This window comes from Polaribacter aestuariivivens (genome assembly GCF_005885675.1).
Taxonomy (GTDB): Bacteria; Bacteroidota; Bacteroidia; order Flavobacteriales; family Flavobacteriaceae; genus Polaribacter; species Polaribacter aestuariivivens.
This window is the reverse complement of the sequence record NZ_VANR01000001.1, coordinates 556,872-571,704: the sequence shown is the minus strand read 5'-3', so window position 1 is coordinate 571,704 and position 14,833 is coordinate 556,872. Positions and strand designations below refer to the sequence as shown.

Sequence of the window (14,833 nt, the reverse complement as noted above, 5' to 3'; positions counted from 1 at the left end):
CTATTATTAAAACCTTCAATTTACAAAAAGGTTACATTTTTTATTTATTTTTTTTTAATCAAAAAAAAATCTTGAACTATTGTTCAAGATTTTGTTATCTATTTTTATGTTTATTATGATATTAATTACTTGTAATTAGTTTAATTTCAGCAATAGATGCAGAATTAGCGTTGTTCATAATTTCTGATTTTGCCACGAATTTTATAAATTTTGCAGTCGTTTTTTTAAAAAGTATTTTACTCCAATAACTTAACGCTTCTGCTGCAACTGGATTTCCCCAGTTATTACCATCTTCACTTAGGTACAATTCAAAATTTCTAATGATTCCATAAAACTCATCATCTAATCTTGGTATGTAAACAAAACCAGTTACATCGTATTTTTTACCTAAATCAATTATTATTTCATAAGGAAACGAGTCTGATTTTTTTAACCAGTTAGAGTGCCAAATAGTATTTGTATCATTATCAAAAGCATTTGTGGCAGGAAAATTTTTAGCTTCACTAGAAACAGCAACTAGTTTCCAATTATCTTGAGGTATGTATATGCTCTCATCATAAATTTTCCAAGAACCAGTTTTTTGATTAATGGTAAATTCTGGAACATATTTTAATGATATGGTTTTGTTTGTTGTATTTACATACAGTGGACAAATAATATTTTTTGCGAGTGAATTGCTTGGATCTTGCCATCGATCGCCTACATAATAAAATGAGGTTTCTTTAATCCCATTAATTGTAATTACAGCAGTTGGTTGTGTATCATAAGTTATTTTGCCTCCAAACTTTTTCCAGTTTGCCCAACCTTTTTTTAGTGAGTTTGAATAGGTGTAAGATCCTTGGTTTGGATTCCAACCTGTTAATTCTGATGCGAGTAAAAAATAAGTATCATTTTTTTTAAAAATTACTGGAGCTTCTTTGTAAGTTCCATTATTAACAATAGAAGCAGTAACTTCTACTACATCTAAAAAATCGGCAGATAATTTATAAAGTTTTAAATCTCCCGCATTTCTATCTTCAGAAATAAAATAAGCCTCGTTACCATCTCTAAAAACATTGCAATCTAAAGAATCGTTACCAAATGGTTTTAAAGATTTATGAAAAGTATATTTACCATCTATAGTATTGCTATAAAAAATAGCGGCTTCTCTGGTTTTATATTTTTTATCTTCATAATGTGCCCAAATAACAAATTGATTTGTATTTGGATTAAATAATAAACTAGATCTTTCTGTAAAGCGAGTTCCGTTTTTAATATCTGGATTCGTGTTTCTGTCTATAATTTTGTTTTTAAACTCCCAGTTTATCAAATCTTTTGATGCATATAAATTTACTCCTTGATAGCCAGTTTTTGAATAAGAATAGTCTTCGCCAATTATATAATAAATGCCATTATGATTAATAATATTACCTCCATTTGCGTGAACTTTATTACCATTTGTATCTACCCATTTAACACCGTTTTTTATAGATTTATTTTGAGATTGTATTGTACTTAATCCTAAAAAAAATAATACTATGAGGCTAAAACTGATTTTTTTCATTTTTTAAATATTAATCAATGTAAGTTATTTTAAAAATTTATTTTTTATATGGATAAAAGTTTTGTGCTCATGTAAATTAAATTTTTTATTTTTTGATAAAATTATATGCCTTGTTGTTTATTAAAACAAAGTAATGTCCATTAGATAAGTTAGAAATATCTATAATTTGTCCTGTATTTTTATGATTTCTCTACCAGAAAAGTCATATACACTGTAAGACGTACTCTTTTTTGCATTTGCAATATGTAATTTTTTAGATGTAGGATTTGGATATAAAGATATTTTATTAGAATTTTCAGTAAAATTTTTTGTGGTTAATGTTTTTGAATTTATTTCAAAAATTTTACTTTGAAAAATCGACTCGTCATCTAAATAATTGAATTGATATTTACCAAAATCGGTATTTGTAATTTGATTGAAATTAAGTGTTCTATTTGTACTATAAAAACCATTTGGTCCACTCCAGCTATAAGAACCATAAATATTTGCTTGAGGTCCAATAACAAGATTGCTTCCTTCTTCAATATCTATTTGCAATCCTGTTTTCCAACCAGTATTGTTTATATTGTAATAAGGTATAATTTCATTTTTAGAGACGGGAGTTTGATTTGTCATTAATTTAATTTCTGCAGCTGATGTAAAATTTACATTGTTCATTATTTCAGATCTTGCTATTAGTTTTACAAAATTAGCAGAAGTTTTTTGAAAGTTTACTTCACTCCAATAACTTAATGAACCTGCAGCAACAGGCATATTCCAATCAATACCATTTTTACTAAAATATAACTCAAAGTTTCTAATAATACCATTAAAATCATTGTCTAATCTAGGTATGTAAACAAAGCCTGTTATTTCATATTTATCCTTTAGATCAATAATTATTTCATGTGGTAAAGTAGCTGTACTACTGTTCCAATTTGTATGCCAAATGGTGTTTTCATCACCATCAAAAGCATTTTTAGCTAAAAAGTTTGGGTGTTCACTTGAAGTTGAAACCAATTGCCAATCGTTTTGAGGAACATAAGTATTGCCATCATAAAGACTCCATAATCCTGTATTTTGATTTATTGTGAATTCATGAACGTATTTTAAAGATAAGGTTTTGTTATTTGTGTTTAAAATAAGAGGAGAAATGATGTTTTTTGCAGAGGCATTTCCTGGATCCTGCCAACGATCTCCAACATAATAAAATGATGTGTCGCTTGTTCCTGGAACTGAAAATATAGCTGTAGGTTGAGTGTCATAGGTGATTTTACCTCCAAAATTTTGCCAATTTGTCCATCCACTTGTTAATGAATTAGAAGTTGTGTAGGTTCCTTGGTTAGGAGTCCATCCAGTTAATCCAGAGCACATGATGTAATATAAATTGTTTTTTTTAAATAATATTGGACCTTCTTTTAAAGCTCCATTATTTGTAATAACCGCAGTGATTTCAGCTACATCAAGATAATCATCAGTTAATTTATAAAGTTTTAAATTTCCGCTTGCTCTGTCTTCCGAAATAAAATATGCTGAGTTACCTTCTTGAAAAACATTAGAATCTAAAGATTCATTTCCAAAAGGTTTAAAAGATTTATGAAATGTATATTTTCCATCTATTGTGTTGCTGTAAAATACGGCAGCTTCTCTAACAGTATAACCTGAACCTTCATAATGTGCCCAAATAACAAACTGGTTTGTGCTGGCATTGTATAGTAAACCTGGTCGTTCTGTAAAACGAATTCCTGCATTAATATCTGGATTTGTATTACGGTCTATAATTTTATTTTTGAATTCCCAGTTCATTAAATCTGGAGAGGCATACAAATTAATACCTAAATATCCGTTTTGAGAGAAAGAATAATCTTCACCAATCATGTAAAACATATTATTATGCTTAATAATATTACCACCATTTGCTTGAACTCTATTTCCATTTGTGTCACGCCAAATTATTCCATTTTTAATAGAATTAACTTGAGAATATCCATAACTAAATGCTAAAAAAAATAATGTCACCAAAATAAAATGATTGTTTTTCATGTTTTGTTATTTTTATTTTTCTAAGATATTACAATAAGTAATTTATAATATGGATGAAACTTTCGTTTCTATGTACATATAATAGTTGTTTTAAAATTATTTTTAATAATTAGAAATAACCCATAAAAAAAACCTGAGCAAATGCTCAGGTTTGTAATTTATAATTTGATAGTATTTATTTTTGTTTTGCTAACAAATCTCTAATTTGCTCAAGTAATTCTTCTTGACTTGGTCCTTTTGGAGCTTCTGGAGCAGGCTCTTCTTTTTTCTTCATATTTTTTAATCCTTTTACGATCATAAACATAACAAAAGCCACAATAATAAAGTCTATTACATTGGTTAAGAAATCTCCATATAAAACAGCGACTTCACCTACAACTTTTCCTGTATCATCTACAACACCCTCTTTTACGATATATTTTAAATCTTTAAAATCAGCATTAAAAATTAAGCCAATTAGTGGAGAAACAATTCCTCCAGTAAAAGAAGTAACTACCTGTTTGAAAGCAGCACCCATAACAAAACCTACTGCAATGTCTACAAGGTTCCCTTTCATTGCAAAGTCTTTAAATTCTTTAAGCATTCCCATTTTATTCTATTTTTTAATTAGTTAATAACGCTAAAATAGTAAAAAAAACTATTGCTTTAACATTTTATTAACACGTGAAGATATTGCAGTTAAAGTTTCATATACAATAGTTTCAGAAACGTTGGCAATGTGTTGTATCATATTTTGATGATTAAAAACAATTACTTCATCACCTTCATTACATTGTATCTTGGTAATGTTTACCATAATCATATCCATACAAACGTTTCCAATAATAGGTGCTTTTTGATTATTTATGAGCACATAGCCTTTTTTATTGCCTAATTTTCTTGACAAACCATCTGCATGACCTATAGGAATTGTGGCTGTTTTCGTAGTTCTTTTTGCTACAAAAGCTCTATTGTAACCAACTGTTTCTCCAGGTTTAATTATGTGAATTTGAGAAATGATAGATTTTAAGTTATGTGTGTTTTTAAGTTGTTCAGTTTCTTTATCATCATTTCCAAAACCGTACAAGCCAATACCAATTCTAACCATATCAAATTGTGCTTTTGAAAAGTTTACTACACCAGAAGTATTTAAAATATGTAGCATTGGTTCATATCCTAAATGTTGGTAAAATTGTTTTGCGATGTATGCAAAATTGTTAATTTGACTGATGGTAAAATCTTGCTCTTCTAAATCTTCACTTGCTGCTAAATGAGAAAATAATGATTGCACTTTAACGTGATTGGTTTCTTTTAATTCAGAAATAATTTTAGGAATATCTGTATGCCAAAATCCCAATCTGTTTAAACCCGTATTAAATTTAATATGAATTGGATAATTCATTAATGGAGCTTCGTCTGCCAATTTTAAGAAAGCTTCAAAAATTTGAAAATTATACAAATTCGGTTCTAACCTATAATTAACAATATCTTGTAAATTTTGGATGTGTGGATGTAAAACCAAAATAGGAGTTTTTACATCAGCTTCACGTAAAGCAATGCCTTCATGAGCGTAAGCAACCGCAAAATAATCTACTTTATTTTCTAAAAATTTAGCAACTTGCACACCATCACTTCCATAACCAAAAGCTTTTACAACTGCTAAAATTTTAGTTGTTGGTTGCAGTTTTTGTTTGAAATAATTTAGGTTATGCTCTAAAGCATTACCATCAATTTCTAAAACAGTTACATGGTTATTCATTCTGATGCTGAATTTATTTGAGTATCGTTGGCATTGGTTTTAGCATCTTTTAAAATAGCTGATGATTCTTTTTGTTTTTGCATTGCTTTGTAATAAGCTGCCCTACTTAAAGGTTCATATTCTTGCATTTCACCCAACATTACGATTTTATCATTTTGGGCTTTTCTAAAACTATAATGTGCCAAATTTCCAGTATGCGTACAAACTGCATGTACTTTTGTAACGTATTCTGCAGTTGCCATTAAAGCTGGCATTGGTCCAAAAGGATTTCCTTTAAAATCCATATCTAAACCAGCTACAATTACACGAATTCCTCTATTTGCCAAATCGTTACAAACAGCTACAATTTCATCATCAAAAAATTGAGCTTCGTCAATACCAACAACATCTACGTCGTTTGCTAAAAGCCGGATATTAGAAGAAACAGGTACAGGAGTAGAACGAATTCTATTATCATTATGCGAAACCACTTCCTCTTCATCATAACGCGTATCTACTGCAGGTTTAAAAATTTCTACACGTTGTTTTGCGAATTGTGCACGTTTTAAACGTCTAATTAACTCTTCTGTCTTACCAGAAAACATAGAACCACAAATTACCTCTATCCAACCAAATTGTTCTGTATGATTTACTGTATTTTCAAGAAACATTTTGTAATTTTAAGCGTTATATTTTTATATTTTTACGTTACTTTGAGTTTCAACAAATTTAGGAATATTTACGAGTAAATAATAATTTATGCTGAATTCATTTCAGTAACAACTTACAACTTATGCACAAAAAATTAGAATCAGATTTAATAAGTTTAGCACACAGCATTTTACAGATGAAAAATAAAGACAATGTGTTTTTATTAAAACAAAAATCGAAAGAAATTTATGAAAAATTAGCTGTTTTAGCATTTGTTGAAGAGTATGTAAATTCTACGTCAAACATTCAGGAAACAAAAGAAGAACTAATAACTACAGTAGAAAAAGCTTTTGAAAAGAAAAAGAAAATTGAAGAGAAAACTAAAGAAGTAGAGCAAGAAAAAAAAGTAGTCCACAATTTAGAAGATGATTACTTAAACGTAGAAAATGAAAAATTAGCAGCAGAAGTAGGAGGCGTTCTTTCTGAAGAAATAGAAAACGAAATAGAAGAAAATATTAAAATTGAAGATAAAGAAGCAGCTGACAATGAGATTGCAAAAGAAGCAAGAATAGAACAACCTTTTGAAGATTTGGAAGGTCTTATTTTTGGTGATGTAAAACCACAGAAATTTAAAGACGACCCAAAAGATGTTGGAAAAGTGCCTACGTTAGAAGACGAGTTAGAAGATACAATTCCAGTAGATGTTATGGCTAATTTATTTGAGCCAATAAAACCAAAATCATTAAACGATAAGCTACAAACAAATATTAATATTGGGTTAAATGACAGGATTGCTTTTGTAAAAAACTTATTTGATGGTAGTCAAGAAGATTTTAATAGAGTAGTTTCTCAATTAAATACTCTAAAAACCGAACAAGAAGCGAAAAAATTTGTCAATAAAATGGTAAAACCAGATTATAAATGGGACAAGCACGAAGAGTTAGAAGCTCGCTTTATGGAAATTATAGAACGTAGATTCGCATAAATTTGAAACCTGTTTTAATTCATACACACTTTCACAAACGAAGAACTGGCGTTACAAGAAGCATAGAAAATGTTTTGCCATTTTTTGAAAATAAATTTGAAACTTATTTGTTTGGTTATGGCGCCAAAGGAAAACATATTTCTAAGTTACAATTAAGAAAAATGCTGTTTTCCGATAGAGAAATTGTTGTTCATTGTCATAGAAATAATGAAATTATTAGAATGCTTATTTACAGAGCATTTGGAGCAAAATTTAAGTTAATTGCAACACGTCATGCTGAAACAAAACCATCAAAATTAACCTTAAAATTATTAAAAAGTGCCGATAAAGTGGTTACGCTTATAAAATCTATGAGTGATAATTTAGGTATTGAAAATACCATTGTTGGACATGGAGTTAATGTGAACGAATTTGTACCCAAAGAAAATGTTACCTTAAAAAATATTCAACAAAAAAATATTATTTTGTGCGCTGGAAGAGTAAGAAAAGCTAAAGGACAAGTAATTTTATTAGAAGCTTCAAAAATATTGAAAGAACATAAAAGTTGGGCATTGGTAATTGTTGGTAAAGTTGATAAACCAGATTTTTTATCAGAATTAAAAGCAATTGCCGAAAAACACACTATAGAAAAACAAGTTTATTTTATAAATGAAACTCCAGAAATTATTTCTTATTACCAAGCGTCAAAAATTGTAGTGGTGCCTTCTTTTTCTGAAGGATTTTCATTAGTAACTGCTGAAGCAATGTCTTGCGCATGTTCAGTAATTGCGACTAAAAATGTTGGAGTTCACTCAACTTTAATTCAAGATAAAAAAAATGGCTACTTGTTTGAAGCAGGAAATATAACAGCATTAGAAACCATATTACAAAAAAAAATAAAAGGAGAACTTCCTTTATTAGGAAACCCAGCAAGAGAGACCATTAATGAAAACTGGAGTGCCAAAAAGGAAGCAGAGAATTTAATAAAAGTTTATCAATCAAATTAATTAATCACTTAAAATTTTTAAAAAATGAAAAAAGTATTTTTAGCAATTTTACTTTCAGTAGTAACATTTTCAACAGTAAATGCTCAAAAAATTGAAAAGAAAAAAGTATTTGGAGGTTATGTGTTTTCTCAAAATGATAAAACATTAACACTAGGTGAAATGCAAGAACTGATGAAAAACAATCAAGAAGCTTTTGATTTGGTGAAATCTGCAAAATCTAACCAAACTTGGGCAATGATTTTAGGAGGAATTGGAGGAGGATTGGTAGGATATCCTATTGGAACTGCAATTGGAGGTGGAGACCCAGAATGGGTTTTAGCTGGTGTTGGTGCAGCATTTATTGTTGCTACGATTCCTATTGCAAAAGGGTTTTCTAGAAAAACAGAAAAAGCTGTAGACTTATACAATGCAGATCAACCAAGTGTGAGTTCTAATTTTCAACCTCAATTTAACTTCAATTTGAAAGGAATGTCTATGGGAATTTCTATGACATTTTAATAAAATATAGATTCCAATAAAAAACCTCGAAAATTTAAATTTTCGAGGTTTTTTATTTCTAATATATAGTAATTATGAACCTATTTTATTTTTTAACTCTTCCACAACTTTTTTGCTGTTTCCGATAAAAATTTCATTATCAACCAAAAAAACTGGTCGTTTTAAAAAAGTATATTGGTCTAAAATATATTTTTTATAATCTTCTTCTGTTAAATTTTGGTCTTTTAAACCCATAGATTTGTACAACTTCGCACGCTTGTTAAATAAGGCTTCATAGCTTCCAGAAAGTATATACATTTCTTCTAATTGACCAGTATTCACTGGATTTCCTTTGATTTCTTGTCGCTCAAAACCATCCGTATTTACTTCTTTTAAAATTCTCTTACAAGTATCACATGTTTGCAAAAAATAAACTTTCTTCATTATTTATATCGTTATATTTACAATTCAAAATTACGTATAAAAATGAAGACACAATTCGATGTTTTAAGAAAATCTCGTGAATTAGTTACAAAAGAATTAGAAGGTTTAACTTTAAATCAAATTCATGAAATTCCTAATGGATTTAAAAATAATATAGCTTGGAATGTTGCACATTTAGTAGTAACACAACAATTATTGCATTATAAATTATCAGGTTTAGACTGTTTATGTCCTGACGAATTAATTGAAACCCATAAAAAAGGAACTGTACCAACTAAAACTTTTACAGAAGAAGAGTTTGATGAGGTAAAAGAACTATTAATAGGTTTACCAGATACTTTACAAGAAGATTACGAAGCAGGAATTTTTGAAACTTATAACGAATACCCAACAAGTACAGGTTTTGTGTTAGATTCTATTGAAAGTGCAATTGCGTTTAATAATTTTCATGAAGGTATTCATTATGGAATTATAAGATCAATAAAAAAACATCTATAAAAAATGGATTATTTTTTTATCACCACAGTTTTAATAGTACTTTCTGCTGCTTTTGGTTACATTAATACAAAGTTTTTAAAATTACCTACAACCATAGGTTTAATGCTAATTACTATTGTATTTACTTTAGCTGTTTTAGTATTAGGTTATTTTGATGACACCTTGTTAATTAAAGAAAGAGAGTTAATTACAAGTATAGACTTTAAAACTGTATTATTAGATATAATGTTAAGTTTCCTACTTTTTGCAGGTGCTTTACATACCAATTTTCAGCAATTAAAAATTCAACGAAAACCGGTTTTGATATTTGCAACTTTAGGAACTTTAATATCCACTTTTTTAGCTGGTATTTTTGTTTTCTATTTGTTGAAAATGATTCAATTAGATGTCGATTTTATTTATTGTTTACTTTTTGGAGCATTGATATCTCCAACAGATCCTATTGCCGTTTTAGGAATTATGAAAAAAGTAGGAGCGCCAAAAAACTTAGAAACAAAAATTGTAGGAGAATCACTTTTTAATGATGGAGTAGGAGTTGTTGTTTTTTTAACAATTTACCAAATAGCAAAAGGAGGTACAGAAATTTCTGTAACTCATATTGCAGAATTATTTTTAGTTGAAGTTATTGGAGGAATTATTTTAGGGTTCGTAATTGGTTGGATTACTTACAGGTTATTAAAAAGTATTGATGAGTATGATACTGAAGTAATAATAACTTTAGCAGCTGTTATGGGAGGAACTTTAATTGCACAAAAACTACATGTTTCTGCACCTTTGGCAATGGTAACTGCAGGTTTAATTGTGGGTACAGATACCGTTCGAAAATCGTCTATGAGTGAAGTTACTGAGCAATATGTAGATAAGTTCTGGGAACTGATAGATGTTCTTTTAAACACCATTCTTTTTGTGATGATTGGTATGGAAATTTTAGTGCTAACATTAAATGCAACTTATATTTTAGCAGGTTTTATTGTAATTCCTTTATTGCTATTAGCAAGATATATTTCATTATTATTACCTATAAAAATTTACGCAAAAAAGTTGGGCTTTGTTCCAAAAACAAACTTGATTATGACTTGGGGAGGTTTGCGAGGTGGAATTTCAATTGCGTTGGCTTTAAGTCTTACTCAAAATATGGAACGTGATTTGTTTTTAGTAATTACCTACATTATTGTAGTTTTTTCAATATTAGTGCAAGGTTTAACTGTTGGAAAATTAATAAAAAAATACGCAAAAGAAGTATAGTTTCTTTATGACTTTATAAAACTGAAGGATGAAATTTAACACCAAAGCAATTCACGGAGGTCAAAAAATTGAGCAAACAACAGGTGCAGTTGTACCACCAATATTTCAAACATCTACGTTTGCACAGTTTAGTGTTGAAGAAAATCAAGAATATAATTACTCTAGAGGTTCAAACCCTACAAGAACTGCTTTGGAAAAAAGCTTAGCTTCTATAGAAAACGGATCACATGGATTTGCTTTTTCGTCTGGTTTGGCTGCAATAGATTGTGTTTTAAGAACTTTAAAACCAGGTGATGAAATTATTGCAGGAAATGATTTATATGGAGGAACTTACAGATTATTTACACAATTATTTGAAAAGTACGGACTAGAATTTACTTATGTAAATATGGAGTCTGAAAAAGCAATTTTAAAGTCAATTTCTGATAAAACAAAACTTATTTGGCTGGAAACACCAACAAATCCATTGCTTAAAATTGAAGATATTAAAGCAATTTGTTCAGCAGTTAAAACCGTAAATTCTGATATATTAATTGGAGTTGATAATACGTTTGCAACACCATATTTACAACAACCTTTAAATTTAGGGGCAGATATTGTTATGCACTCAGTCACAAAATATTTGGGTGGTCATTCCGATTTAATAATGGGAGCTTTAATAGTTAAAGATGAAAAGTTAGCAAAAGAAATACACTTTATTCAGTTTGCAGCTGGTGCAATAGCGAGTCCAATGGATTGTTTTTTAGCATTAAGAGGTATAAAAACGTTGCCTATTAGAATGCAGCGTCATTGTGAAAACGCTGTTGAGGTTGCTCATTTTTTGAAAAATCATCCGAAAGTTGGTAATGTTTATTTTCCTGGTCTAGAAGGACATCCAAATTATGAAATTGCCAAAAAACAAATGAAAAATTTTGGTGGTGTTGTTTCATTTACCTTAAAGGATGAAAGTGAAAAAGCCGCTTTTAAATTTTTAGAAAACATAAAATTGTTCACATTGGCAGAATCTTTAGGAGGTGTAGAAAGTATGGTGAATCATTCTGCAACCATGTCTCACGCATCAATGCCAAAAGCTACGCGTTTAAAAGCAGGAATTTCAGATTCTTTAATTCGTTTAAGTGTTGGAATTGAAGATATAGACGATTTACTAAAAGATTTAAAAAATGCATTAAGTCAGTAAATAAAAAAGGGTGAAAATTAAATTTTCACCCTTTTTTTATTACTTTATTTTTAGTTTAAAATAAGCCATTTATTTGAGAATCTATTCTATCTATAATGTATCCTAAATCTTCTTGATTATCAACAAAATCTAAATTATCAACATCTATAACTAGTAGTTTTCCTTTTTTGTAAGTAGAAATCCAAGCTTCGTAACGTTCATTTAATCTACTTAAATAATCAATAGAAATAGAGTTTTCATACTCACGACCACGTTTATGAATTTGCCCAACCAATGTAGAAATATCTGCACGTAAATAAATTAATAAATCTGGTGGAGAAACTAAATTTTCCATCAACTCAAATAAAGAGCTATAATTGCTATAATCTCTATTAGTCATTAAACCCATTGCATGCAAATTAGGTGCAAAAATATGGGCATCTTCATAAATAGTTCTGTCTTGTATGATGTTATTTCCAGATTGTCTTAATTCTAATATTTGACGAAAACGACTATTTAAAAAATATACTTGTAAATTGAAAGACCAACGTTCCATTTCGCCGTAAAAATCGTCTAAATATGGATTTTCTTCAACAGATTCGTAATGAGGTTTCCATTTGTAATGTTTGGCTAAAAGTTTGGTTAGTGTAGTTTTACCAGCGCCAATATTTCCTGCAATTGCAACGTGCATATTTAAAAGTATAAAATTAAAAAAGAATGCTAAAGGTACATAAATTTTGTAATTTTAAAAGAATTAACACAGCAATTTATAACCAAAACCACGTACGTTAATAATTTGTACGTTTTCGTCTTTTTTTAGTTTCTTTCTTAATTTAGATATAAAAACGTCCATACTTCTAGCATTAAAAAAATCGTCATTTCCCCATAGTTTATTCAAAATAAAAGTTCTGTCTAAAATTTGATTTTTTTTCTCAAAAAGATAAAATAACAATTGTGCTTCTCTATGAGTTAATTGTTGGTCATCATCATTAAAAGATAAAATTTGTTTAGTTACATTAAACGTGTATTTGCCAATTTTTATGTGTTCTGTATTCGATTTTAATTCAATTCTATTTAATAAAGCTTTAATTCGTACAATTAATTCTTCCATAGAAAAAGGCTTTTTCAAATAATCATTTCCACCATTGTTAAAGCCTTCTAATACATCAGAAATTTGTGATTTAGCAGTTAAAAATATAATGGGTATTTTTTTGTTTTCTAGCCTTACTTCTTTGGCAACTGTAAAACCATCTTTTTTTGGCATCATAACGTCTAATACCAAAATATCTGGTTTTTCTTCCTCATACATTTTTAAAGCTTCTTCACCATTTTCTGCATGAAAAACGGTAAAATTTCGAGATTCTAAACTTTCCTTCACAATCATTCCTAAACTAGCTTCGTCTTCTGCTAAAAGTACTTTTATATTACTCATTTGGTAAGTTTATTTTAAAAATGGTATTATTTTTTGTAGATGACAAATGTAAGGTTCCATCGTGTTTTTCAATTATTTTTTTGCAGTAATACAAACCAATACCAAAGCCTTTTACGTCATGCGTGTTTCCTTTTGGAACCCTATAAAATTTATCGAAAATCTTTTCTTGTTGATTTTTGTCAATTCCTTTTCCATTATCTGCAACAGAAATTTCTGTAGTATTTAAAATGGAATTTATAGTTATTTCTATATCATTACCACCGTATTTTATAGCATTGTCAATTAAATTAGAAATTGCATTTTCAAAATGAAAATTATCTACATTAACATAAATAGGTTTTAGATTTGATGAGAAAGAAATATTTTTTGAGGCATGTAAAAACTGATGTTTGTTTGCCAATTTTTCAATGGTTTCTACCACATCAATTGTTTCTTTTTTTAATATTAATTGTTCGCTATCTAAGGTAGCAGTTTCTAACAGCTTTTCTACCATTTGATGTAGTTTTTTTAGCTGAACAGAAGACATTGCCAAGTATTTTTTTGTTTTTTCTGTATCTTTTAAAACGTTAAAATTTTCTATAGCTTCTATGGCTGTAGAAACCGTTGCAATTGGGGTTTTGAATTCGTGTGTAATATTGCTTATTAAGTCATTTTTTATTGTTGCCAATTCCTTTTGCTGATTGATGATTTTTAACAAATAAAATAACGACGAAATTACTGCCATTGCTAATAAAAATGATAAAAATATACCAAAAGAGCTTCTTTTTAGTGCCTCTAAATTAGAATTTGTGTAAGCCAACTCAAAACCTTCACCTTCTTTTACGTAGGTAGATTTTGATTTTATGGTATTGTAACTAGCATTAAACAAACTGTCTTTTGTTTTATGAAATAATGTGTCTTTTTTATAATGACGAAAACTAGTTTGGATATTTATTTCTCTTTGTTTTAACTGATTTTCTATTAAAGAATCAATTTTTTGATACTGAATGGTTTGATCTAAAAAAGAAATAAAAATAGGCTTTAAGTTATCAATTAGTTTTAAACTATCTGCTGCTTTTTTACCTTTAAAATATTTAATTTCTGTTTTTGAGCCGTCAGATTTTAAGTTGTAACGATTTTTAAAATCAGTAATTTTTGTATAAATTTTTACAGAATCTGTTTTCTTTTTATCTATTGTGTAGCTTAAAGAATCTTTTTTTGAGTTAAATTTTGAAACGAATTTTTTTGTAGAATTCATCATAGAATCTACTTTTTCTTTCGATAAATTTTCATCTGATGTAATTCTAATATTATTAATGGTAAATTTTGGTTTTTTATGATTCTCGGTTTGATTTAAATTGTCAATGATTTTAAAATCTTTAGCTTCAACAATTGTTAAAAAATTACTTTTAGCTAATGAAGAGAAATACTCTTCAATAGCATTGTCTAAACTTAATTGAATTTCATTAGTAACTTGCCTCTTATTCTCTTCGTAATTTTTATAATTCCAATAGAATTGAATAGCAATTGTAGCAACAATTGTTACTGCAATAAAATAAAAAACCCAATGGTATTTTTTTGTATCCATGGTTCAAATATAGGTAGTAATTTTAATAAAATCAGTTGGTTAACACTCGTTAACACTCATTAACTAAAAAAAATTATTTACTGTTGCATCTTTGTAGTGTTAATTTTAAA

Annotated in this window: 15 protein-coding genes; 6 read left to right on the top strand and 9 right to left on the bottom strand. The window is 28.5% G+C overall.

The features are described 5' to 3' along the window. Positions 1 to 121: 121 nt before the first annotated feature. The 5 genes from FDT66_RS02530 to FDT66_RS02510 all read right to left on the bottom strand — a co-directional run bounded on the left by FDT66_RS02530 (position 122) and on the right by FDT66_RS02510 (position 5,953). Entirely contained in the window at positions 122 to 1,543 is a 1,422-nt protein-coding gene (locus tag FDT66_RS02530; protein WP_138534572.1) for a discoidin domain-containing protein, read from the bottom strand. A 159-nt stretch (positions 1,544 to 1,702) separates the two neighbouring features. Continuing rightward, positions 1,703 to 3,565 (bottom strand): discoidin domain-containing protein, encoded by a 1,863-nt coding sequence (locus FDT66_RS02525; protein ID WP_138534571.1) that lies wholly within the window; start codon positions 3,563 to 3,565, stop codon positions 1,703 to 1,705. A gap of 175 nt (positions 3,566 to 3,740) precedes the next feature. Continuing rightward, a complete protein-coding gene (gene mscL, locus FDT66_RS02520) occupies positions 3,741 to 4,148 on the bottom strand; it encodes a large conductance mechanosensitive channel protein MscL (RefSeq protein WP_138534711.1) in 408 nt (135 codons plus the stop codon). A gap of 54 nt (positions 4,149 to 4,202) precedes the next feature. Continuing rightward, positions 4,203 to 5,303, bottom strand: a complete 1,101-nt coding sequence (alr, locus tag FDT66_RS02515; RefSeq protein ID WP_138534570.1) for an alanine racemase — start codon at positions 5,301 to 5,303, stop codon at positions 4,203 to 4,205. Continuing rightward, the gene (locus FDT66_RS02510; protein WP_138534569.1) at positions 5,300 to 5,953 is read right to left on the bottom strand and encodes a thymidine kinase; all 654 of its coding nucleotides are present in this window, start codon (positions 5,951 to 5,953) and stop codon (positions 5,300 to 5,302) included. Before FDT66_RS02510 ends, alr begins: the two co-directional genes overlap by 4 nt. Before the next feature lie 122 nt (positions 5,954 to 6,075). Here FDT66_RS02510 and FDT66_RS02505 point away from each other — a divergent pair, with 122 nt between their 5' ends. Genes FDT66_RS02505 through FDT66_RS02495 form a run of 3 tightly spaced genes read left to right on the top strand, consistent with a single transcriptional unit; the run spans position 6,076 to position 8,402 of the window. Then, on the top strand, positions 6,076 to 6,918 hold the full coding sequence (locus tag FDT66_RS02505; protein WP_138534568.1) for a hypothetical protein: 843 nt from the start codon (positions 6,076 to 6,078) through the stop codon (positions 6,916 to 6,918). A gap of 2 nt (positions 6,919 to 6,920) precedes the next feature. Further along, positions 6,921 to 7,904 carry a glycosyltransferase family 4 protein gene (locus FDT66_RS02500; protein ID WP_138534567.1) on the top strand — a complete coding sequence of 328 codons (984 nt, stop codon included), beginning with the start codon at positions 6,921 to 6,923 and terminating at the stop codon, positions 7,902 to 7,904. Between the two features lie 24 nt (positions 7,905 to 7,928). Further along, complete coding sequence (locus FDT66_RS02495) at positions 7,929 to 8,402, top strand: hypothetical protein (protein WP_138534566.1); 474 nt, start codon at positions 7,929 to 7,931, stop codon at positions 8,400 to 8,402. Positions 8,403 to 8,474: 72 nt separating this feature from the next. On the opposite strand, the gene FDT66_RS02490 is transcribed toward FDT66_RS02495, so the two are convergent. Further along, on the bottom strand, positions 8,475 to 8,825 hold the full coding sequence (locus FDT66_RS02490; RefSeq protein ID WP_138534565.1) for an arsenate reductase family protein: 351 nt from the start codon (positions 8,823 to 8,825) through the stop codon (positions 8,475 to 8,477). A gap of 42 nt (positions 8,826 to 8,867) precedes the next feature. On the opposite strand from FDT66_RS02490, the gene FDT66_RS02485 reads away from it, so the two are divergent. Genes FDT66_RS02485 through FDT66_RS02475 form a run of 3 tightly spaced genes read left to right on the top strand, consistent with a single transcriptional unit; the run spans position 8,868 to position 11,745 of the window. Then, on the top strand, positions 8,868 to 9,323 hold the full coding sequence (locus FDT66_RS02485) for a DinB family protein (protein ID WP_138534564.1): 456 nt from the start codon (positions 8,868 to 8,870) through the stop codon (positions 9,321 to 9,323). Positions 9,324 to 9,326: 3 nt separating this feature from the next. Then, on the top strand, positions 9,327 to 10,568 hold the full coding sequence (locus FDT66_RS02480) for a cation:proton antiporter (RefSeq protein WP_138534563.1): 1,242 nt from the start codon (positions 9,327 to 9,329) through the stop codon (positions 10,566 to 10,568). A gap of 28 nt (positions 10,569 to 10,596) precedes the next feature. Next, complete coding sequence (locus FDT66_RS02475) at positions 10,597 to 11,745, top strand: cystathionine gamma-synthase (protein WP_138534562.1); 1,149 nt, start codon at positions 10,597 to 10,599, stop codon at positions 11,743 to 11,745. A 55-nt stretch (positions 11,746 to 11,800) separates the two neighbouring features. Here FDT66_RS02475 and FDT66_RS02470 read toward each other — a convergent pair whose 3' ends face one another. The 3 genes from FDT66_RS02470 to FDT66_RS02460 all read right to left on the bottom strand — a co-directional run bounded on the left by FDT66_RS02470 (position 11,801) and on the right by FDT66_RS02460 (position 14,723). After that, positions 11,801 to 12,415, bottom strand: a complete 615-nt coding sequence (locus tag FDT66_RS02470; RefSeq protein WP_138534561.1) for a deoxynucleoside kinase — start codon at positions 12,413 to 12,415, stop codon at positions 11,801 to 11,803. A 63-nt stretch (positions 12,416 to 12,478) separates the two neighbouring features. Then, on the bottom strand, positions 12,479 to 13,156 hold the full coding sequence (locus FDT66_RS02465) for a response regulator transcription factor (protein WP_138534560.1): 678 nt from the start codon (positions 13,154 to 13,156) through the stop codon (positions 12,479 to 12,481). Next, entirely contained in the window at positions 13,149 to 14,723 is a 1,575-nt protein-coding gene (locus tag FDT66_RS02460; RefSeq protein WP_138534559.1) for a sensor histidine kinase, read from the bottom strand. Before FDT66_RS02460 ends, FDT66_RS02465 begins: the two co-directional genes overlap by 8 nt. Positions 14,724 to 14,833 lie beyond the last annotated feature (110 nt).